Annotated in this window: 19 protein-coding genes; 5 read left to right on the top strand and 14 right to left on the bottom strand. The window is 66.2% G+C overall.

Annotated features, from left to right (window positions below; all coding sequences use genetic code 11):
• The first annotated feature begins 160 nt into the window (after nt 1–160).
• Entirely contained in the window at nt 161–1,276 is a 1,116-nt protein-coding gene (locus ON34_RS31870) for a YihY/virulence factor BrkB family protein (protein ID WP_083889944.1), read from the top strand.
• Between the two features lie 853 nt (nt 1,277–2,129).
• On the opposite strand, the gene ON34_RS31865 is transcribed toward ON34_RS31870, so the two are convergent.
• Together ON34_RS31865 and ON34_RS31860 are read right to left on the bottom strand one after the other, a co-directional pair.
• On the bottom strand, nt 2,130–2,807 hold the full coding sequence (locus ON34_RS31865; protein WP_040786800.1) for a response regulator transcription factor: 678 nt from the start codon (nt 2,805–2,807) through the stop codon (nt 2,130–2,132).
• Between the two features lie 37 nt (nt 2,808–2,844).
• On the bottom strand, nt 2,845–4,062 hold the full coding sequence (locus ON34_RS31860; RefSeq protein ID WP_040786799.1) for a sensor histidine kinase: 1,218 nt from the start codon (nt 4,060–4,062) through the stop codon (nt 2,845–2,847).
• Nucleotides 4,063–4,328: 266 nt separating this feature from the next.
• Here ON34_RS31860 and ON34_RS31855 point away from each other — a divergent pair, with 266 nt between their 5' ends.
• Both ON34_RS31855 and ON34_RS31850 read left to right on the top strand, forming a co-directional pair.
• Nucleotides 4,329–6,485, top strand: coding sequence for an MMPL family transporter (locus ON34_RS31855; RefSeq protein ID WP_051023431.1), 2,157 nt, complete (start codon nt 4,329–4,331; stop codon nt 6,483–6,485).
• A gap of 81 nt (nt 6,486–6,566) precedes the next feature.
• Nucleotides 6,567–7,550 (top strand): NAD(P)-dependent alcohol dehydrogenase, encoded by a 984-nt coding sequence (locus ON34_RS31850; RefSeq protein WP_040786798.1) that lies wholly within the window; start codon nt 6,567–6,569, stop codon nt 7,548–7,550.
• Nucleotides 7,551–8,179: 629 nt separating this feature from the next.
• On the opposite strand, the gene ON34_RS31845 is transcribed toward ON34_RS31850, so the two are convergent.
• The 8 genes from ON34_RS31845 to ON34_RS31810 form a co-directional block, all read right to left on the bottom strand.
• On the bottom strand, nt 8,180–8,863 hold the full coding sequence (locus ON34_RS31845; protein ID WP_040786796.1) for a class II aldolase/adducin family protein: 684 nt from the start codon (nt 8,861–8,863) through the stop codon (nt 8,180–8,182).
• Entirely contained in the window at nt 8,856–9,530 is a 675-nt protein-coding gene (locus ON34_RS31840; RefSeq protein ID WP_051023425.1) for an MBL fold metallo-hydrolase, read from the bottom strand. Before ON34_RS31840 ends, ON34_RS31845 begins: the two co-directional genes overlap by 8 nt.
• Complete coding sequence (locus ON34_RS31835) at nt 9,530–10,498, bottom strand: alcohol dehydrogenase catalytic domain-containing protein (protein WP_245548295.1); 969 nt, start codon at nt 10,496–10,498, stop codon at nt 9,530–9,532. The genes ON34_RS31840 and ON34_RS31835 overlap by 1 nt, the downstream gene beginning before the upstream one ends.
• Nucleotides 10,499–10,626: 128 nt before the next feature.
• On the bottom strand, nt 10,627–11,619 hold the full coding sequence (locus tag ON34_RS31830; protein ID WP_040786792.1) for a cupin domain-containing protein: 993 nt from the start codon (nt 11,617–11,619) through the stop codon (nt 10,627–10,629).
• 53 nt (nt 11,620–11,672) lie between these two features.
• The gene (locus tag ON34_RS31825) at nt 11,673–12,632 is read right to left on the bottom strand and encodes a TAXI family TRAP transporter solute-binding subunit (RefSeq protein WP_040786790.1); all 960 of its coding nucleotides are present in this window, start codon (nt 12,630–12,632) and stop codon (nt 11,673–11,675) included.
• Nucleotides 12,629–13,477, bottom strand: coding sequence for a fumarylacetoacetate hydrolase family protein (locus tag ON34_RS31820; RefSeq protein WP_040786788.1), 849 nt, complete (start codon nt 13,475–13,477; stop codon nt 12,629–12,631). Before ON34_RS31820 ends, ON34_RS31825 begins: the two co-directional genes overlap by 4 nt.
• Nucleotides 13,478–13,479: 2 nt before the next feature.
• Entirely contained in the window at nt 13,480–14,409 is a 930-nt protein-coding gene (locus ON34_RS31815; RefSeq protein WP_040786785.1) for a VOC family protein, read from the bottom strand.
• Entirely contained in the window at nt 14,402–16,018 is a 1,617-nt protein-coding gene (locus ON34_RS31810) for a bifunctional 3-(3-hydroxy-phenyl)propionate/3-hydroxycinnamic acid hydroxylase (protein WP_040786883.1), read from the bottom strand. The genes ON34_RS31815 and ON34_RS31810 overlap by 8 nt, the downstream gene beginning before the upstream one ends.
• A gap of 128 nt (nt 16,019–16,146) precedes the next feature.
• Here ON34_RS31810 and ON34_RS31805 point away from each other — a divergent pair, with 128 nt between their 5' ends.
• Entirely contained in the window at nt 16,147–16,935 is a 789-nt protein-coding gene (locus ON34_RS31805) for an IclR family transcriptional regulator (protein WP_040786783.1), read from the top strand.
• Here ON34_RS31805 and ON34_RS31800 read toward each other — a convergent pair whose 3' ends face one another.
• From ON34_RS31800 to ON34_RS31785, 4 genes are read right to left on the bottom strand one after another with little or no spacing between them, the layout of a single operon-like run.
• Nucleotides 16,936–17,247 (bottom strand): antibiotic biosynthesis monooxygenase family protein, encoded by a 312-nt coding sequence (locus ON34_RS31800; RefSeq protein WP_040786882.1) that lies wholly within the window; start codon nt 17,245–17,247, stop codon nt 16,936–16,938.
• A gap of 12 nt (nt 17,248–17,259) precedes the next feature.
• Nucleotides 17,260–17,847, bottom strand: coding sequence for an antibiotic biosynthesis monooxygenase (locus ON34_RS31795; RefSeq protein WP_040786781.1), 588 nt, complete (start codon nt 17,845–17,847; stop codon nt 17,260–17,262).
• Nucleotides 17,844–18,665 (bottom strand): SDR family oxidoreductase, encoded by an 822-nt coding sequence (locus ON34_RS31790; RefSeq protein WP_051023423.1) that lies wholly within the window; start codon nt 18,663–18,665, stop codon nt 17,844–17,846. Before ON34_RS31790 ends, ON34_RS31795 begins: the two co-directional genes overlap by 4 nt.
• Nucleotides 18,662–19,003, bottom strand: a complete 342-nt coding sequence (locus ON34_RS31785) for an antibiotic biosynthesis monooxygenase (protein WP_040786778.1) — start codon at nt 19,001–19,003, stop codon at nt 18,662–18,664. The genes ON34_RS31790 and ON34_RS31785 overlap by 4 nt, the downstream gene beginning before the upstream one ends.
• A 138-nt stretch (nt 19,004–19,141) precedes the next feature.
• Here ON34_RS31785 and ON34_RS31780 point away from each other — a divergent pair, with 138 nt between their 5' ends.
• A complete protein-coding gene (locus ON34_RS31780) occupies nt 19,142–19,576 on the top strand; it encodes a MarR family winged helix-turn-helix transcriptional regulator (RefSeq protein WP_040786775.1) in 435 nt (144 codons plus the stop codon).
• The last annotated feature ends 8 nt before the right edge of the window (nt 19,577–19,584 follow it).

Below are 19,584 nucleotides of genomic sequence, written 5' to 3'. Positions count from 1 at the left end.
CAGCATCCCCTGTGGCGATTCGCACTTACACCGCGCGCCGAACCCGCCCCCGAAAGCCGACTGAGCAGTTTCAGCAGCGCTGCTTCGGGCACCACTCGTTCGACGGGGTTCCGGCGACCGGCGGGAAGCCGGCACGGACGTGTGTGAGCGAGGCAAGCCCATGACGAAAGAGCACGGTGAAGGGAAACGGCACGAGGACCAGCGAGCCGACCCGGCGGATACCCGTGATCACCTCGGGACGCCGGTCGATGCGACCGATACCGGAGCCCGGCCGGATCTGGACCCCGACGAGCTCGATAGCCCGGCCGACCTGTCGAAACCCTCCCTGCTCGCGGTGGTCAAGCGCGCGGGCAAAGAGTTCCAGCGCGACAACCTCACCGATCTGGCCGCCGCCCTCACCTATTACGCGGTGTTGTCGATCGTGCCCGGCCTGATCGTCCTGGTCTCTCTGCTCGGCCTGCTCGGCCCGAACGCCGCCGCCGAACTCGTCGACCAGGCCCAGCAGATCGCGCCCGGTTCGAGCGCGGATTTCGTGCGCACCCTCGTCGACCAAGCGCAGGCCGGGAAACACGGCGCAGGCTGGGGCGCGATCCTCGGTCTCGCCGTCGCGCTCTGGTCTGCGTCAGGGTACGTGGCGGCCTTCATGCGCGCCTCCAATGTCGTCTACGGCATCGGCGAGGGCCGGCCGATCTGGAAGACCACACCCATCCGGCTCGGCGTCACGATCGTCTCGATGATCCTGCTCGTCGTCAGCGCCGCCATCGTGGTGGCGAGCGGGCCGGTCGCCCAGCAGATCGGCGACTTCCTCGGCCTGGGTGCCACCACGGTGACCATCTGGAACATCGCCAAATGGCCGGTGCTGTTCGTCCTGGTATCGGCGCTGCTGGCCATCCTGTTTTGGGCCAGCCCGAACGCCCGCCAAGGTGGCATCAAGTGGATCAGCCCCGGCGGGGTGATCGCGGTCCTCATCTGGCTGGTCATCTCGGTACTGTTCTCCGTCTACATCGTCAACTTCTCCTCCTACGACAAGACCTACGGCTCGCTTGCCGGGGTGGTGATCTTCCTCGTGTGGCTTTGGCTGACCAATATCGCGCTGCTGCTCGGAGCCGAGATCAACGCCGAACTCGACCACGGCAAAGCCATTGCCCAGGGGCTTCCCGAAGACCTGCAGCCCTTCGCCGTCCCACGCGACACGCGCAAACTCGACGACGCGGACAAGAAGGCGGTCCGAGCCGCCGAATCCGCGCGCACATCGGCTGCTCCTCGGGATCGATGAGTTCCAACCAGCGCCCGCCGACGACAGGCCCCAGGTCGGCGGCGATATATACCCTTCGCCGAAACGAAACACAGCCAGCGACGGCGATGGCCGAACCCGGCCCTGCTGGCAGGGTTCGAGCGAGCCGAGCCCACTGCTCGGCCATATCGTGAACAGATGACGCCCCCCGACCCTCTGGCCGGACGACTCGACGATCTCGACCGGATACAAGCGATCAACCGGTCCTCACTCGCCGACTAAGAGCCGCCATTGATTTAAGGCGCGTGTGAGGTCGCAGATGTGTCAATGCGCCTATACGGGCCACGTTTTCACTCATGCCGGTCCGCCGGTTAGTGACGCCTGGGATCGGGCAAGGCTGGCGACATCGGCTTCGATGGTCGCACAGAGGATCTCGTGAGGCGGTGCTAGGACGAGAGCACTCGCAGCATCATTCGGGACAGCATCCGGCATGGAGTCACCTCTTTCGTGACCGGTCTGCTGATTCTCCCGCCATCGCTTGAAGCGCAGGTTTCTTGTTTGCGCCACTCTCGTAAGGCAACACGATTCCCGCCGTCGGCACACTGTCATGGTGACGCTGGCTCTCGGGCTGCTGATGTGAAGTGGCTACGATGGGCGGCGGTGAGGCGGGCCAAGACATCGCGGCCATGGCGGGCGCCTTCCCACTCGTGTGGTAGCAGCTCGCCGGATACATGTCGCCGAGGAGTGGCCATGTCCCAGCGACTACGCGACACGCAAGCTCGGCTACATCCCCCGCAAGAACTGGCGAACCGCGCTCCGGGAAAGTTTTGCAGTGGTTGCGAACTCAGCACCAGGGCCTGGCCGCGGCTGGCGCAGGAGATCTGAGGGCGCCAGTTCAGTGACCGATGCTGTTGTCGCCGGCTTCGACCAGGCCGCTCTCGTAGGCGAAGACGACGATCTGGGCGCGGTCGCGCAGGCCGAGTTTCGTGAGGATGCTCGAGACGTGGGACTTGACCGTCGCGGCTCCGATGAACAGCTGCGCGGCGATCTCGGCGTTGCTGGCTCCGCGCGCGACGGCGACCATGACGTCGCGTTCCCGGTCGCTGAGCCGTTGCAGGCGGTTTGCCACGGCGGTGTCTATGGTGAGACGGCGTGCGAACCGGCCGATCAAGCGGCGAGTGATCGAGGGCGCGAGCAGTGCACCACCGTCGGCCACGGTTCGCACAGCTGCGGCCAGTTGGTCGGCAGGCATGTCTTTGAGCACGAAGGCGCTGGCACCGGCCCGCAGGGCCCGATAGACGTATTCGTCGGGGTCGAATGTGGTCAAGATCAGCACCCGGACGTCCCAATCCGCCTCAGCCATAATCGTGGCGGTCGCTTCGAGTCCATCCATTTCGGGCATGCGGATGTCCATCAGAATCACGTCCGGACGATGCCGGTGCGCCGCCTCGATCGCTTCGAGTCCGGTTCCGGCCTCGGCCACCACTTCGATGTCGGGGTGGATCCGCAGCACCATCGTGAAGCCGGTGCGGACCAGGGCCTGATCGTCGACGACGATGACGCGGACACTCATGCCGGGCTATGCCCCGGCGCGAATGGGTTCACGGAACTCACGGCTGCGGCCCTCCTGTGGGTAGCTGGGCGAGCACTCGGAAACCGCCGCCGGGTCGCGGGCCCGTCTGGAGGCTGCCACCCAACAGTAGGGCCCGTTCGCGCATACCGATGATCCCGTGACCGGCCGGGCGCTTGTCGATACTCGGCCCCGGTCGTGTCGCGCGGCCGTCATCGAGTACTTCTATCGTGATGCCCTGACCACACTGCGTGCCGCGTAGGTGCACTTCGGTCCGGGTCCGCGGGCCGCTGTGCTTGAGCACGTTGGTCAGCGCTTCCTGCACGATGCGATACGCCGACAGTTCCACACGAGCCGCCAAGGGGGTACGAACGTTCTCGGTCGTCACCGAGATATCGAGGCCCGCCCGGCGCACCTCCTCGACGAGACCGGGAAGGTCGGCAAGGCCGGGTTGCGGACCGAGCCCGTCATGATCGAGATCCGGCCGCAGCACTCCCAGCAGATGGCGCAGTTCATCCAGCGCTTGGCGCCCGGCGTCCTCGACCGCGGCCATCGCCTGGTGGGCCGCCTCGGGGTCGTGGGTGGCCACAACCTTGGCGGCCCCGGCTTGCACCGTCATCATGCTCACTCGGTGAGCGACCACATCATGGAGTTCGCGGGCGATGCGGGTACGTTCCTCGGTGCGGATCCGGCGTTCCTCGTCGGCTTGTTCCCGGCGCAGCCGCTCGGCGCGTTCGGCGCGCAGACGCAACCGGCGGCCGACGTACCACGCCAGTTCCATGGCGACGAGGCCGGTGATGATCTCCGCCCAGGCGGCGTGCGCGAGCAGGCCATCGACGGTGACCACGACAAAGCCACCCCCGACACCGACATAGCCCCGTCTCAGCTCGCCGGAGTAGCGCCCCGTGCTGTACAGCGCGACGATCGCCATGCCGCCGAAGTCGGAGTTCACCGAAATCAGCGCCACGACCAGCCAGGACAGCAGCGTCACCGCCAAGACCGGCACGGGTGCGCTGCGGCGCCAGTACAGCGCCGCGCTCGCCACAGCGGAAACCAGCAGCACCGCGACGGGTACCGAACCGGTTGATCGGAGGGCGATCGCGTCTCCGGGCGCGTCCACGACGTGCACGGCCAGCAGGAACATCGTGACCGCGAGAGTGGCGTCCGAGGTGCGTGGCCAGCGGGTGAACGGGCCCCGGAATCGCTTCGACGTGCCATGTGGCGCAGGCGAGGACCGGAGGGCAGCGCGGTCTGTCATCGCCCCGGGACCCGGTGGCCGTTGCGAGATGAATCGATGCGCACCAGGCAACGGTAGGCCACACCGGGATCGGCAGTCATCACGCTCCGTGCGGATACCGCCTCCGCCGCCAGGAGGAGGACTGCGGCATGGCAACCCGACGCCCGAGGGGAAGCGAACCCTCTTGCGGCGGGCGACCGCGCAGGTGCCCGCCGCCCACGATGGAACCCGCTGTCCACCAAGTGCCTTCGAAACAACCAGCGGCCATCACCCAGGAGTACGTGATCATGAACCGACTGACCCGCCGCATCGGCGACCTCAGTGCCCGCCGACCATGGCACACCATCGCTGCCTGGGTGGCAGCTGTCGCCATCGTCTTAGCACTGGCCGGGACTGCGGGCGGCCCGTTCATCGACGACTTCATCGCGCCCGGCAGCCAGAGCGCGCAGGCGATGGAACTGCTCGAGCAACGCTTCCCCGAAGCAGCCGACGGCAGCGCCATGGCAGTTTTCGCCGCGCCGCCGGGGGAGCGGCTCGACGGTTACCGCTCCGCTGTCGATGCCGCAGTCGTCCGGGTTGCCGACGTGGAGCACGTGGCCGCGCTGGCCGACCCGTTCGCCACGGGCACAATTTCCCCCGACGGGCGGATCGGCTTCGCCGAAATCACCTTCGATCTGCCGTCGACCGATTTGGGGCCGGAAGTACTGGACGCGCTTTTCGCGGCGATGGCACCGGCACGGGACGCCGGTGTCACGGCGGAACTCGGTGGCGACGCGGCGTTCATCAACGCCGATACCGAGACCTCGGGTGCGGAAGCCGCTGGTGTGCTGGTCGCGCTGATCGTGCTGGTCGTCGCGTTCGGCAGCATCGTGGCCGCACTACTTCCGATAGCGCTGGCCCTGATCACGGTTGCCGCCGGAGTCGGTGGCATCGTGGTACTAGCGGCCGCCCTGGACATCTCTTCGGCGGCACCGACGATCGGCGCGATGATCGGCCTGGGTGTCGGCATCGACTATGCCCTGTTCATCGTGGCCCGCTACCGCGAGAACCGCGCCGCAGGCCAGCACAACGCGGCAGCGCTGTCCAACGCGATGGGAACCGCCGGCTCTGCCGTGCTGTTCGCGGGCGGCACCGTCGTCGTGGCCATGACGGCCCTCGTGCTGACCGGTGTCGGATTCCTGACCTCGGTCGGTCTCAGCACTTCGCTGGTGGTGCTGCTTGCTGTCGCGACCGCGCTCACGTTGTTGCCTGCGCTGCTGTCACTGCTCGGCGACCGCATCGACGCCGGACGCCTGCTTCGCCGCGGTCGCCCAGCCTTGCAGCCGACGGGCACGGCGTGGTGGCGCTTCGCGCACCGGATCGCCGAGCGGCCGTGGCCGTATCTGGTCGTCGCCGCGGTGGTGCTGCTTGCATTGGCCGCTCCGGCTTTCAGCATGCGCATGGGCTTCCCTGACGCTGGTGACGACTCGACGAGCACCACGCACCGCCGCGCCTACGACCTGCTGGCCGACGGTTTCGGGCCAGGCTTCAACGGCGCGCTGTTGCTTGTCGCCGATCTGCGCAGCCCGGGAGTCGATGCCGGGCACATTCCTGCGCTGGCCGAGCGCATTGCCGCCGACGACGGGATCGTGGCCGTGGGCGTGCCCCGGACCTCGTCCGCCGGTGACACGGTCGTGCTGTCGGCGATACCTGCCACCGGTCCCGCAGACGCGGCAACGGCGGAAACCCTGCGGCGCGTCCGCGACCTGCTGCCGGACAACGTCGCCGTCTCGGGCCTGACAGCAATGACCGACGATCTCACCGAACGGCTGGACGAAGCCCTGCCGGTCTTCGTCGCCGCGATCCTGGCCGCGTCGTTTCTACTGCTGATGGTGGTGTTCGGCTCCCTCGCGATACCGCTGAAAGCGGCGGTGATGAACCTGCTGTCGATCGGCGGGGCCTACGGCATCGTGATTGCGGTATTCCAGTGGGGCTGGTTCGCTGCCGCATTCGGTCTGGAGAGAACCTATCCGATCCCCTCACCGATGCCGACGATTTTCTTCGCCATTCTCTTCGGCCTGTCCATGGACTACGAGGTGTTCCTGCTCTCACGTATCCGCGAGGAATTCGACGCCACCGGCGACAATGCAGAGTCGGTCGCACGCGGCTTGGCGGGTACGGGCCGCGTGATCACCTCCGCCGCCCTGATCATGACCGCGGTGTTCCTCGGCTTCGTCGCGAGCCCGTCGCCGCTGGTGAAGATGATGGGTCTGGGTCTGGCCGCCGCGATCGTGCTGGACGCGACGATCGTCCGGATGGTGCTGGTACCCGCAACCATGGCAGTGCTGGGCCGGGCCAACTGGTGGATGCCCCACTGGCTCGGCTCGTTCCTCCCGCGAGCGCGCAAGCGCGATATCGAGCCGCCGACCGGGACTGCGCCGATTCCAGCCACCGAGCGCAGCTGAATTCTCCTGCGGCGCAAGAGCTCTCCCATGTGATCCGAACCGCGCGGTCAATCGCTCGACCACCCGTAGGAAGGAAAACGAATGAAAGCGATCGTTCACGACGAATACGGTGCACCGGACGATGTCCTGGAACTTCGTGACATCGATCCTCCGGCGCCGGAGGACAGTTCGGTGCTGGTCCGGGTGCACGCGACATCGGTGAACCCCGCCGACTGGCACTTGATCAGAGGCATTCCATACATCGCCCGTCTGCAGCTGGGGCTGCGGCGCCCGCGCCATACGGTGCCCGGCTGTGATGTGGCGGGGCAGGTGGAAGCGGTCGGTGCGAACGTCACCGGATTTCGGCCCGGAGACGATGTATTCGGAAGCCCGTTCCTGCGCGGCTTCGGTACCTTCGCCGAATACGTCTGCGTTCCAGCAGATCTACTGGCACACAAACCGGAGAATCTCTCCTTCGAGCAGGCCGCGGCCGTACCATTGGCCGCGACGACGGCCCTGCAAGGACTACGGGATCACGGACGGATCGGTCCGGGAAAGCGCGTGCTGATCGTCGGCGCGTCCGGCGGTGTCGGCACGTTCGCCGTGCAGCTCGCCAAGCACTGGGGCGCCGAGGTGACCGGTGTGTGCGGCACGGGAAATGCCGACCTGGTCCGGTCCCTCGGCGCGGACCATGTCATCGATTACACCCGAGGAGATTTCACCCGCGGCGGGCGACGCTATGACGTCGTCTTCCAATTGTCCGGAACCCGCGCCCCATCGGACTACCTGCGTGCACTCACACCCGGCGGCACGCTGGTACTGGCCGGCGGTGACTCCGACGGCCACTGGATCGGCGCTGTGGATCGCCTGCTCGCCGCTCGCCTGATGTCCCCATTCGTGAGCCAGCGCCTGACGAGCCTCACAGTCGCGCCGAACGCGGCAGATCTGGTGCGGCTCCGGGATGTCATCGAGGCGGGCGAAGTGACCCCCGTCATCGACCGCAGCTACCCCTTGGACGAACTGCCCGCTGCCATCCGCTACCTGGAGCAGGGCCACGCCCGCGGCAAGATCGTCATTGTGCGGTAGAAAGCTCGAATCTACATCCGTGCCACGCCATCCGGCTGTATGACGGTGCCAACCCGAGAACGCGGTGATAGTGGCGGCCCGAGACGTACAATGGATCAGTGAGTCGGCCCCGCACACGCGGGGATGGCCCCGCCCGCGACTCGACGTCCAAGGCGGACAAAGTCAAGGTGGCACGTCAAGGCACGCGGCAATGGTCGGCCGGGTTGAATATCCTAGTGCGAGCCCGCTCGGGGCACATCGAATGTGGGGCCGGTGATGAGACGAGCCTGGACGGCGATACCGTGCGGGCTCATTCTGTCCTGTCGCGGCTGCGGTTACCGGTCCGCGTGTCCGGCGACTCGGCGCAGGTGCTCGCGGAGCAGTTCGGCCCGGCGGAAAGGTACTGCGATCCTCTATCTGTATGGCGCACGACATCTTTCACTTTTCAGCCCGCCCGCTCCCGGATCCAGATCGCTGCCCCGACCGGTATCTGAGGTCCCATCCCGACACCGATGCAGAATTCACGGCGACCAGCACTCCGGTCGATCCCATTGGCTCTAAGGGGTAGTCGTCGTAGATCAACTGTTCGGGCCTGCCGTGCTCCAGCACGCGGACAGCTCTGATGGTTGTGGGAAGTGTTGTCGTCGTGTTCATTCGGCACGCCTGAGCAGATATTGCCAGCCCGCGTCGAGCTGGGAGCGTGGCCACACCTGGTCGCGTTTGAAACGTATCTCCGCTTCGTCGGACCAGGTCTTCGGCCCGCCTGCGGCGGCGGCGAGAAGCTGTATGCGGCAGGCACGTTCGAGCAGGACGGCGTACATGACGGCAGTCGCGGAATCCGCACCGACGGTGACCGCGCCGTGGTTGGGAATGAGAATCGCGTTGGCGCCACCGAGCCGCCGCGCGAGCGCACGACCCAATTCCGGCGTGGCGATGAGCGCCCCGGTGTCGGTGAACCGGGGCAGCTGTGGGTAGGTGAACGGAACCGCGTCGTGCGAGATCGCCCGCAGCTCACAGTCGAGTGAGGCGAAGGCGGCCAGCGCGGGAGCATGGGTGTGCACGACACTCCCGATATCGGCTCGCCGCCCGATGATCTCGGTGTGGATCGGGAATTCGAGGTGCGGTTTGCCGGTGCCGTCCAGTACGGCTCCTTCGTCCGATACCAGGAGCACTCGGTCGTCGTCGATTTCTTCGAACCCCCACCCGGCGGCCTTCATCCAGACGCCGCGCCCCTCGGCATCACGGACCGAGGCATGGCCCCACACCATGTCGCCGAGCCCGGCGGCGGCCAGGGCACGGCCGGCCTGCACCACCGCCTGTCGCGGTTCACGCATGCGACTCCTTCGAATGTCGAAAATCAAAGGTCGATTCGGGTTCGAGTACCATGATCTCGGTCTGCTCCGGCGCGAGCTTCTCGAGCAGCTGGTAGTGCATGCGCTGGTGCGCGAGCGCCAGCCCGCCCTGATGAATCGGGATGGCCACCCGCGGCGCGACCGCCCGCAGATAGTCGATGCCCTCACCGATTTTCATCCACGGTCCACCGACCGGAAGCAACAACACATCGACATTTCCGGGCGGCTGATCGAAGGCGTCCCCTGGATGCAGCAGTGATCCGGCGACGAGATAGCCGTTGTTGTCCGAGCCGGGCAGGTCCGGATGGACACAAGCGTGTGCACCGCCGGTCACGATGATGTCGACGCCCCGAACCGTCAGCTTGTCACCGGGTTCGACTACGCGGGTACTCGGCGTCAGGCCGGCGAGCACGGACGTCGTTCCCGGGCTGTGCACGAGCAGAGCCCGGGGATTGTGTTCGAGTAGTTCTGGGACCCTCGCCATATCGAGGTGGTCGGGGTGCGCGTGGGTGATCAGCACGAGGTCGATCTCGCGCAGCTGCCCGAAGTCGCGCGAGTAGGTACCCGGGTCGATCAATATCCGTACCGAACCTTCCGGAGTCGGAATTTCGGCCAGCACACACGCATGTCCGTAGTGGGTGATCTTCATCAGGGATTCACCACCGTCATCCACATCGGCTCGCTGCGGCGCAGCATGGCGTCCACGGCCGTGACGGCATCGACGAGCGCGAACCGCTGGGTAATGAGGTCGTCAATGTTCACCGCGCCGCTGGCGAGCAGTTGCAGCACTTCTCGGGCGTCGGTGCGCGTGCAAGCACGAGTCCCGACGAACCGCCAGCAGTTGGCCATCATCGCCATAGCCGGAAACGGCAACGGCGCTCGGTTCGCGCCCATGTGCACCAACGTGCCGCCGGTCGCGAGGCCTGCCATGGCCTGGGCGGTCGCAGGACCATCCGGGATGTAGTCGATCACGGCGTGCGCACCATCCGGGACAAGGTCCCGCAGCCGGCGCGTCAGCCCGCCGGTCGACGACCAGTCGCCGTCGAGATCCTCGAGCGCGAGGCAGTCGGTGTCGACCCGGCCCGCGAGTGCCTCGACCGAATGCAATCGCTGCGCGCTGCGGCCGACGAGGATGAGCCGCGAAATCCCGAAGTGTTCGGCAAGTTTCACCGTGGCGGTCCCCATGGTTCCGGTGGCCGCGGTGACCACGACGGTCGCCCCCAAGGGGAGATCGGCCGATTTCAGCGCGCGCACGGCATTGGCGAGGTCGTGAACCTTTGCGCCCACATCGAATCCGACGGAATCCGGCAGCGGGTCGGTGAGCCAATGCGGGACGCGGACGTACTCTGCCAATGCCCCGTCGTGATACTCGTCGTAAAGCGGCATCGGTACCGCGCTGAACGCGGCGTGGCCGATCATGGCCTGCTGGTCGCACATCATGTCGCGGTCGGTCCGGCAGTAGACGCAGTTACGGCAGTTGAGGTTCGGGTGTACCCGAACCCGATCGCCGATCGCGATCCCGCGCACCTGCGTGCCCACCGCGGCCACTGTTCCGGCCGCTTCGTGCCCAAGGGTGGTCGGAAGGTGTTTGAACGCACCCTCTTTGAGGAGTCGCATCATGCCCGGTGCCAGTCCGGCGGCGGCGACGGCTACCACTACGTCGAGTGGTCCCGGTTCGGGTACCGGAATCTCTTCGAGGACTATGGCATCGGAGTTCCGGTGGGCGCGGGCGGCGAGCATGGTGGTCATCGGTGGTCCTTCGAGCAGGCGGCGGCATACCGTTCGGGCGAGTAGGGTTCGGCGGTCCGGGTGGTCTCGGCGACCTGCGGCAGTTCCCGATGCGACAGCAGGGTGAGGTATTCGCCCGCTTCGTGGTGCACGGCGCTGTGGGAGATGCCGAGCGGGATCCGGACGAAGTCGCCTGGGCCGAGTTCGACGATGCCGCGCTGTGTCAGCAGCGTGCGCCGACCGCTGATCTGGTACTGGATCTCGTCGCCGTCCAGGGTACGGCGGTAGCGGCGCTCGACTCCGGCCGCGGACCGCACGACCCCGAGCCGGAATTCCGCTGTACCGTACAGCCAGCTCGTCCCCGGGTGATCCGCTCCGCGCAGGACACCCATACGGTCCTTCTCGTCGTGGACCCGGTCGAGAATCCGCAGTTCGTCGACGGGGAACACGGCGATGTCGTGGCCGCCCGCACCCATGCACTGGGTGACGGCTTCGTTGACTTCGCCGGGCCGCCAACTAGCGAACGGTGGTGAAACCGGTTGCGATTCACGCACACTCGCACCGAGCTCGGTGACCGGCGCTGGAATATAGAACAGGAGATGGCTTTCCTTGCGCCCGTAATTGTCGTGCGCGACACCGCGCGGGATACGGGAGAACTCGCCCGCGCGATGCTCGATGACGCCGAGTTCGGTCATCAGGGTGCGATCACCGGCGATCTGATAGGAGATCTCGTCAACGTCGCAATTGCGGTGGTAGAAAGGCTGCCGGTTGTCCATGGTCTGCCACTCGACCCGGATCTGATCGCTCTCGTACACCCCGCGCGGCGGGGCGAACGGCTGAGCCCGGTACTCCGGTGGGTAGTGCACCACGGTCAGCGGCGGGTGATCACGCCACAGCTTCATCGGCGTCGTGCCGGAATGCGGTGCCGAGAGCAGTAGGTGTTCGTCGCGTGCGATGCTGCGCAGCGGCTGGTCGGATCCGATGACCATGACGTCCTCGATGACGTTCATGCAGACCTCCTCGTCTGTGGTGGATAGGGTCCGTCGCACGGGTGGTGCGGTGGTCAGCTCGCCGGCAATGCCTTGTAGTACCGGGCGGCACCGGGATGCAGCGGGATCGGTGTCCGTCCCATGGTCGGCGGATCCAGCGGGTATGTGATCGGGCTTCGCTCGGGTGCCAGGTGCAGGTACTGCGCCTCGATGAGGTGTCGGGTTTCGCCCAGAATCCAGGCGATCGCGTAGGCCAGGTCGTCAGCGAGCTCGCTGGTGGTGAACATCAGGAAGTCGGAGAAATCGAGGGTGCGGAACGATCCGCAGCCGGGGAAGAATCCATCCGCGACTGTCGCTGCGGGCCAGCCGAAGTCGGCGTCGAGCGAGGCCAGCACTTCGGGTTCGACCTCCAGGAAGTGATAGTCAGCGCCGAACTGCTGCCACTGCGGCAGCATCACCGCCTCGTGCACGATCGCATTGGCTCGCCCGGCCAGCACGTGGTCCAGCGATTCGAAGGGGCGTTCGTCCGCCAGGAATTCGCCATCCCACCCGATGACATCGATGCCGGCGCGGTCGAGCAGTGCGTGCGCGGCGAGACCGACGTGATTGACCCCGTCGTGGATCGCCGTCGCCACCGTCAGTCGCGGCGCGCGCGCACGCAATTCCGCGAAGGTGGTGACGCCGAGAGAACGGTGGATCGCCACGACCAGGCGGTCACGTTGTGGGACGACACCCAGTGCGCGCAGATCGGGAAAGAACTCGTCGCAGTATGCGCCACGGCCGTCGAGTGCGGCCGCCGCGAACGCGGCGGGCGTGGTGAGGGCGATATCGACCTCGCGGCGTCCGACGGCACGGACGCCGTCGATGAATCCGCGACCGTTCCAGATCGCGATCCGGGTATCGGGTCCGCTGCGGTCACCCAATTCCTGGGCCACCCAACCGCATACGCGATGCAGATTCGCACCTCCCCAGTCGCCCATCAGTTGCAGGGTCAGGGAGCGGTCGAGCCTCGGCTCGTCGGGGCGGGTAGTCATCGGGACGCGACCTCCGGCTGCGGGCCGTCGGCGCGAACCCGGTTACGGAGCACGCCTACGCCGTCGACCTCGACGCTGATCGAGTCACCGTCGGTGAGGAACAGCTGCGGGTCACGCCGGAAACCGACCCCGCCCGGGGTGCCGGTTAGGATCAAGTCTCCTGGGGTGAGCGTGGTGAAGGTGGAGATGGTGGCGATCAAGCGCGGAATCGAGAAGATCAGCATCGACAGATCCGATTCCTGAACCTTCTCGCCATTGAGAATCGTTCGGAGACCGACTTTGTCGATATCGACGCCGTCCGGTGGGATCAGGTAGGGACCGATCGGCGTACTGGCATCCCAGGCCTTACCCTGCATCCACTGGTGGGTCTTGTACTGGAAGTCGCGCATGGTCACGTCATTGGCCACCGTGTAGCCGAGGACATGGTCGAGGGCGTCGGATTCGGCGATGCGGCGGCCGGGGCGGCCGATCACCACGACCAATTCGCCTTCATAGTCGACCTGCTCGGACTCCGCAGGCAGCACGATGTCGTCGTAGGCGCCGATGAGGCTGTCGGCGAACTTGGGGAAAAGCACCGGGTACTTCGGCATTTCCCGGTTCGTCTCGGCGACATGTTCGCGGTAGTTGAGCCCGACGCAAAAGACCTTCGACGGCCTCGGCACCACGGGCAGAAGCCGCACCTCATCGACCGGGACGGTGCCACGAATGTCTCGGACAGCGATGCGCAGCACGTCCGGGGTGGTATCTGCCCCGATTTCACGGAGTTCCGCCAACGGCACCAGTGACGTACCCTGCACTTCGCCCACCCGCCGGACTCCGCGGCGCTCGAAGGTTGCGTAGGCCATGGTCATTTCCCTTCGCTGGTCTTGCGCCACGAGGCGAGTTGGCCGCCCCACAGGTTCACGGTGTTGGGGATCGGCTTCCAGCGCCGCGGCACGTAGGTGACGCGGTCGTCGTGGAACTTCTCCATCTCTGCGGAGAGTTCGATGTGGTTGCCCGCTGGGTCGTCGAAGAAGACGAACAGGTTGTTGCCGGGCCCATGTCGACCGGGTCCCCAAGTGACCTCGATGTTTTCGTCGGTGAGCCGGTCACACCAGGTTTTGAAGTCCTTCCACTGCGCCAGGTCGTAGGAGTGGTGGTCGATATCGCCGCCGTGGCCGACATTCACCACGGCCAGAGTGTGGTGGTCGCGGTCGCTGCGCAGCCAGGCGAAGCGGCCGTCGTCGAGCTGATCGGAGATACGGAAGCCGACCACATCGACGAAGAAAGCCACCATCGTTTCGACATCGTCGGTGCCGAGGGTGATGTGCTGGTATTTGATCGGCCGGCGGCCGGTGTCGGCGGCATGCTCGCCCTCTCTGCGCACCGCGCTGTGAAAATGCACGGGGGTGCCGTGCGGGTCGGTCACCACGATGCCGTGTGCAGTACCGACGCCGCTGTCGAGATAGCCGGCGTCGAGGTCGGTCACGGTGTGACCGGCGCTGGTCAGCCGGTTGGCGATACCGTCGATGCCAACCGGGTCGCGAACTTCGAAACCGTAGTGCCGCAGGGCTTTTTCGCCTTCGAGCAGTTCGATGACGTGGTGGCCGCCGCCCCAGCCCAGGCGCAGTCGTCCATCGGGCAGCTGCTGCTGTACGACCAATCCCAGTACGCGCCGGTAGAACTCGGTGGTGCCGGCAAGGTCGGGAACGGTGAAACCGATGTGCGAGACCGTGGTTCGGGTCAGTGTTCCGGCGGCGTCGCGTTCCCGCAGCACTACGCGTTGTGGTTCATCCATGGCTGAGTGCCCTTTCTGATGGCGAGATCGTCTCGACGGTGTCGGGTGTCCAGGTCCGGACTCGGAGGACGAGGTCGGCGCTGTCGTGCGGAAGCCAGGCGGCTGCCACGATGCGATCGGGTCGGACCAGCACGAATCGTGCGTTGTAGTCGGCGAATTCGCTGATCAGGTCACCGTCCACATCGATGACGACGCGGCGGACGGTGCGCGGCATATGGTCGGTGACAGTCACTTGCACCGGGACGGCATCGAGGCTCACCCTGACGGGTTCGACAGCCTCCCATTCCGTTTCGTCGACTTCGACAGCGAGCAACGCCCAACCGCAGCCGATCACCTCGTCGAGTCGGCGCAGGCGGTGGGTGTCGGTGTCGAATACGAGGGGCTGGCCGATCGGAACCCCCACCAGCTCGGGCCGGTCGGTGGCCGCGATCAGGCCCTCGGTGTACCGCTGCACCGGCCGGTACCGCATTTCCTCAAGGTAGGTACGTCCTTCGTCGGTCGCCAGCGCCAGGGCGACGGCGCGATCCCGCCGGTCGGCGACTCGCGGCGAGGTCGTCATGACGATTCTGCCGAGTCGTTCGGACAGGTCGACGGTCGCCGATGCGTGTGGGTACCGTTCGCTCTGATACGTGTCCAGGGCCGTCGGCGCCAGCCGCCCAGCCAAGACATCGGCCACCTTCCAGGTCAGGTTGGCCGCGTCCCGGATTCCGGAGTTCAAGCCCTGCCCCGCGAACGGCGGCATCATGTGCGCAGCGTCGCCGAGCAGGAAAGAGCGACCGATCATCCACTGATCGGCGACCACGGCGTTGAAGCGGTAGTTCACCGCACGTTCGACCTGATCGGGAGTGATCGAGCGATACCGGGCCACGAGCCGTTCGATGAGCTCGAATGGCGGTTCCTGCTCCGGGGTGCCTTCGCCGGAGAACAGTCGAAACTCGTAGCGGCAGCGGCCATCCAGCCCGGGCACGATCACGTGCGGCCGGGCCGGGTCACCATGATGCATCGCGTATCGCTCGGTGTGGGGGTCCTCGAGGGTATCCACGACGAGCCACACATCCTGGAAGCTGCGCCCGGTCATCTCGATGCCCTGCAGCAGCCGGGTCGCCGACCGGCCACCGTCGCAGCCGAGTACATAGCTGGCGTCCAGCGCGATCTCGCTGCCACCGATCGCCGCACGCACCCGCACGTGGTCCGCATGCTGTTCGAAGCCGATGACGCGAGTTCCGAAGCGCAACTCCACATTCGGCGCTGCCTCGAGCGAATCCGCCAGCACGCGTTCGAGATCGGGCTGAGCGAACGGATTCTTGAACGGATAGCCCAGCCGGAACGGTCGCGGCCCCCGCGCATGGAACAGCGCGACACCATTGCGGTCGTAGTAGCGGGTGCCGGTGCCGGGCACCACCACAGGCATGACCCGATCGACGATTCCGGCCTGCTGGAATACGCGCAGCGCCTCGTCGTCGATGCTGATCGCCTTGGGCTCGTTGCTGGTGCTGGTGTGCTGCTCGAGCACCACGACGTCGACGCCGCGGGCCGCGAGTAGTGCGGCGGCTGTCAGGCCCACCGGCCCGGCCCCGCAGACCACCACATCGGCGTAGCCGATCGGCATGGTCGGCGCCATGGCCTCACCTTCTTCCCGTCCGATGATCGGTTTCTCCCAGCCTAGATTTGGTGTCCTGTTTTTCGAAATATATGTCCTGATTTACAGGACTGCCGATCACGACTACGGTGTTGCACATGGTCGAGAACCCCCCCTCCACCGGCACCTATCGGGAGCGCAATTCCACCGCCGATCGCGCGCTCGACATCCTGCTGCTGTTCAGCGCCGAGCGACCCGTCTGGTCGGGTGCGGACATCGCCGCACGCCTGGGCGTGGCGCGCTCGACCGGCTACCGGTATCTGCAGAGCCTGGCCGGTTCCGGGTTCCTCGAGGATGCCGAGGGCGGATTCCGGTTGGGGACGAAGATTTTCGAGCTGGCCCGGCTGGCACGCGCCGGCCTCGGGCTGTCGGAGATCTCGCTGCCCGCCATGCGGAGGCTGGCCGCGCAGGTGAACGAAACCGTGCTGCTGACCAGACGTTCGGGCCGCTCGGTCGTCTGCCTGGACCTGGTCGAAGCTCAGCACGCGGTACGGCTGTCCTACGAGCGCGGACATGTACTGCCGATCAACGCGGGCGCGGCGGCCGAGGTTCTGCTCGCCTGGGCGGACCCCGACGAGATCACCGCGGTTCTCGAACAAGCACCTTTGGAAAGGTTCACGGCAAAGACTCTCGTTGATCCCGAAGCACTGCGAATTCGCTTGGCCCGCATTCGGAAGCGTGGTCTCGCCGTATCTCAGGGCGGGCTGGACGAGCACGTCCTCGGTGTCGCCGCCCCGATCCGCAATGCCGCCGGTTCGGTATGTGCCGCGGTCAGTGTCGCCGCGCTGGCGGCTCGCGTGCCACGGAGCGAAATCAAATCGGTCGAGACCGCGGTCAGCGAGGCCGCTGCCGCGATCTCTCGTCAGATCGAATTGCGGGACGCCTGACTAGGCTTCGGTCACCGAGACGACTTCATAGACATGCGGATCCGCGATGATCGTCGGGTCTGCGACATGCGCGAGACCGTTGGCGGTGTCGCGCATGGCCTGCCAATGCTCACGAGTACGCCACTGGATGTACTCGGTGACTCGGGTGCCGTCCTCGCTGCGGTGGATGGCACAGCACAGGAAGCCGTCCAGCGTGGAATGTTTCGCGGCGACGCTGCGCAGGCGCTCGACAAGGGCGTGCTGATTCTCGGGTTCGACGGTGAAAACGACGATGAGCGTGTGAACGTCGTTGGATTCGGCGATGGTTGCCATGGTCGGCACTCCTCAGGGCTCGAGGTCGGTGTGTATCACACCGGGTTGGACGCCGTTGCGGGGCAACGGAGTCAGTGATCGCCAACTCGCCGTCGCCACCTCGGAGATGAAGGGCAGGTGGCGGGTGAACCCCGGCTGTTGCCGCGCGAAGGCCAAGTCCTGTTCGGATCGCCAGACCACGTGTTCGTGCACTACTGGTCGATCATGTTGCAGGAAGAAGGATGCGGAGCGGAACCCGGGTAGATGCCGGATGGCCGAGGCAGTTTCGGCGATATTGAAGTCAGCGAGCAGGCGCTGCTGGTCCGGGCCCGTCGCCAGTTCGATCCACACCTGATACTTGTCCCCGCTGTCAGGGCCGAGCGAGGGCTCGTCCGGATCGGCGGTGATGGTGCAGTAGTGGTCACAGATGGCGATCGTCGGTTCCGCCACCCCCATCGTCGCCCCGAGCCCGGCCGCCGCCTCGGCGCGACGACCGGGCAGGATCAGCAAGAGCTGAGCATCGTCGGTGGTGTAGCACGACAGGTTCTCGCTGGTATCCGGAACGACGGGTCGATTGTGCGGCGCGCCACGCAGGATCGTGAACAGTCTCGGCTCGGTCATAAGGTGGGTTCTTTCAGTGATTGCAAGCGCCGGTAGGAAATTGGGCTGTTCAGGCCACCGGAGACGGGCAGGCGGGCACCGTTGAGGAAACTCGCCTCGTCGCGAGCCAGCATCGCGACCACGCCGGCGACGTCGTCGGGGGTACCGGTGCGACCGACTGGGGTCAGCCCCGCGATCATGGCCGGGATCGCGGGTGGCAGGTGACTGCTGGCTTCGGTGCCGATATAGCCTGGATGAATCAGGTTCACGGTGACCCCCGGCCCGGTGAGCTCGTCGACGGCATAAGCGACATACGCGGCCAGCGCGGCCTTGCTGACACCGTTCGCGGCCATCCCCGGTGCGGACGGACCATCGGCCTGCAAGGAACCGATGAGCATGATCCGGCCGTATCCCCGATCGAGCATGCCGGGAGCCACCGCCGTGACCAGCCGGTGTACGGAACCGATGTCGTGACCGAGCTTTCCGGACAACTGCCGGGCGGACAGTTCGAGCAACGGAACCTTCGGGTACGGGGCGGCCGCGTTGGCCACCAGAATGTCGACGCTGTCGACAACGCGGGCAACGGCCTCGAGTAGTGCGTCGGCACCTTCCGGAGCCGTCTCGGCCGCGGTCAGATTGAAGGTGACCAGATGCACCGGGACGGCGTGCTGCTCCCGAATGCCGACAGCCACTTTCTCGGCCGCGGCGCGATCGCGGTGATAGGTCACCACGACGGTGGCTCCCAGGGCGGCCAGCGCCCGAGCGCTGGCGGCACCGATTCCCCGGCTGCCTCCGGTAATCAGCGCGGTGCGGCCGGACAGTGGCCGTTCGGCGCTCATGCCTGGGGGTGGTGGATGGACCGTACCCGCACCAGGGTCGGATCGTATCCCTCGGCGATCGCCGCCGCCTCGGCGATATGTTCGCGGACATCGACGCGCTGCAACGCTTCCTTGTACTGCTGTTCGCTCGCCCACTGGGCATAGTTGACGACCCGCTTGCCGTCCATGCTGAGGTGCATGTTCGCGGAGATGAAGCCGGGAACCGTCACGAAGATCTCCGTGGTCGACCTTTCGAGGGCGGCGACCAGCTCGAGCTGCCGCGCCGGATCAACGGTGAACACGTTGACCAGGGTGACCAGATCGGCGTCGACGGTAATCACGGTTGTCGGGGTGCTCATTGATTCCTCCTGAAAATGAGATGCCTTGGTAGGTTCCGGCCGGTTCCGTGCCTATCTGCTGGCCGAGTACAGCCAGATCGAGTCGCCTTAGCATGCTAATGCGCATAAGCATGCTAAGGCAATGGGTAGTATTGCGCTGTGAACTTTCATGTCGATCCGGATCACTCGATAGGGTTCGCGCTCAAGCGGCTGCAGCAGGCGCTGCGCTCACGCATGGACGCGGCACTGGCCGAACACGGTCTGACCACCCCGCAATACGCGGTACTCGCCATGCTCGGAGAGCACCCGGGGATCTCCAATGCCGAACTGGCCCGCCGCAATTTCGTCGCCCCGCCCACGATGCTGCGGATGCTGCACGCCCTCAGCGAGTCCGGGCTCATCGACCGCGCCGCACCCTCGCCCGACCAGCGCTCTCGCGGGAACGCGCTCACCAAGACGGGCGAGCGCCGGCTCGCGGCGGCCTCCCCGTCCGTGCAGGGGTTCGAGGACCTACTCCGCACGCAGACCGACCCCGAACAGGTAGAGATCATCATGGCCTGGTTGCGCGATTGCGCCGAGCAACTCGACGGCTGAACGCTGCC

Source organism: Nocardia pneumoniae NBRC 100136 (genome assembly GCF_000308755.1).
GTDB lineage: Bacteria > Actinomycetota > Actinomycetes > Mycobacteriales > Mycobacteriaceae > Nocardia > Nocardia pneumoniae.
The sequence above is the reverse complement of the archived record's forward strand: the minus strand, read 5'-3'. Positions and strand labels throughout refer to the sequence as shown.

Excerpts from the sequence above, each read along its gene's own strand:
- ON34_RS31805 (WP_040786783.1), top strand. The coding sequence starts at position 16,147 with ATGGTCGAGAACCCCCCCTCCACCGGCACCTATCGGGAGCGCAATTCC.
- ON34_RS31865 (WP_040786800.1), bottom strand. The coding sequence starts at position 2,807 with ATGAGTGTCCGCGTCATCGTCGTCGACGATCAGGCCCTGGTCCGCACC.
- ON34_RS31795 (WP_040786781.1), bottom strand. The coding sequence starts at position 17,847 with ATGACCGAGCCGAGACTGTTCACGATCCTGCGTGGCGCGCCGCACAAT.
- ON34_RS31785 (WP_040786778.1), bottom strand. The coding sequence starts at position 19,003 with ATGAGCACCCCGACAACCGTGATTACCGTCGACGCCGATCTGGTCACC.
- ON34_RS31860 (WP_040786799.1), bottom strand. The coding sequence starts at position 4,062 with ATGACAGACCGCGCTGCCCTCCGGTCCTCGCCTGCGCCACATGGCACG.
- ON34_RS31835 (WP_245548295.1), bottom strand. The coding sequence starts at position 10,498 with ATGCGACTCCTCAAAGAGGGTGCGTTCAAACACCTTCCGACCACCCTT.
- ON34_RS31830 (WP_040786792.1), bottom strand. The coding sequence starts at position 11,619 with ATGAACGTCATCGAGGACGTCATGGTCATCGGATCCGACCAGCCGCTG.
- ON34_RS31870 (WP_083889944.1), top strand. The coding sequence starts at position 161 with ATGACGAAAGAGCACGGTGAAGGGAAACGGCACGAGGACCAGCGAGCC.
- ON34_RS31825 (WP_040786790.1), bottom strand. The coding sequence starts at position 12,632 with ATGACTACCCGCCCCGACGAGCCGAGGCTCGACCGCTCCCTGACCCTG.
- ON34_RS31845 (WP_040786796.1), bottom strand. The coding sequence starts at position 8,863 with ATGCGTGAACCGCGACAGGCGGTGGTGCAGGCCGGCCGTGCCCTGGCC.
- ON34_RS31810 (WP_040786883.1), bottom strand. The coding sequence starts at position 16,018 with ATGCCGATCGGCTACGCCGATGTGGTGGTCTGCGGGGCCGGGCCGGTG.
- ON34_RS31820 (WP_040786788.1), bottom strand. The coding sequence starts at position 13,477 with ATGGCCTACGCAACCTTCGAGCGCCGCGGAGTCCGGCGGGTGGGCGAA.
- ON34_RS31850 (WP_040786798.1), top strand. The coding sequence starts at position 6,567 with ATGAAAGCGATCGTTCACGACGAATACGGTGCACCGGACGATGTCCTG.
- ON34_RS31800 (WP_040786882.1), bottom strand. The coding sequence starts at position 17,247 with ATGGCAACCATCGCCGAATCCAACGACGTTCACACGCTCATCGTCGTT.
- ON34_RS31855 (WP_051023431.1), top strand. The coding sequence starts at position 4,329 with ATGAACCGACTGACCCGCCGCATCGGCGACCTCAGTGCCCGCCGACCA.
- ON34_RS31840 (WP_051023425.1), bottom strand. The coding sequence starts at position 9,530 with ATGAAGATCACCCACTACGGACATGCGTGTGTGCTGGCCGAAATTCCG.
- ON34_RS31790 (WP_051023423.1), bottom strand. The coding sequence starts at position 18,665 with ATGAGCGCCGAACGGCCACTGTCCGGCCGCACCGCGCTGATTACCGGA.
- ON34_RS31815 (WP_040786785.1), bottom strand. The coding sequence starts at position 14,409 with ATGGATGAACCACAACGCGTAGTGCTGCGGGAACGCGACGCCGCCGGA.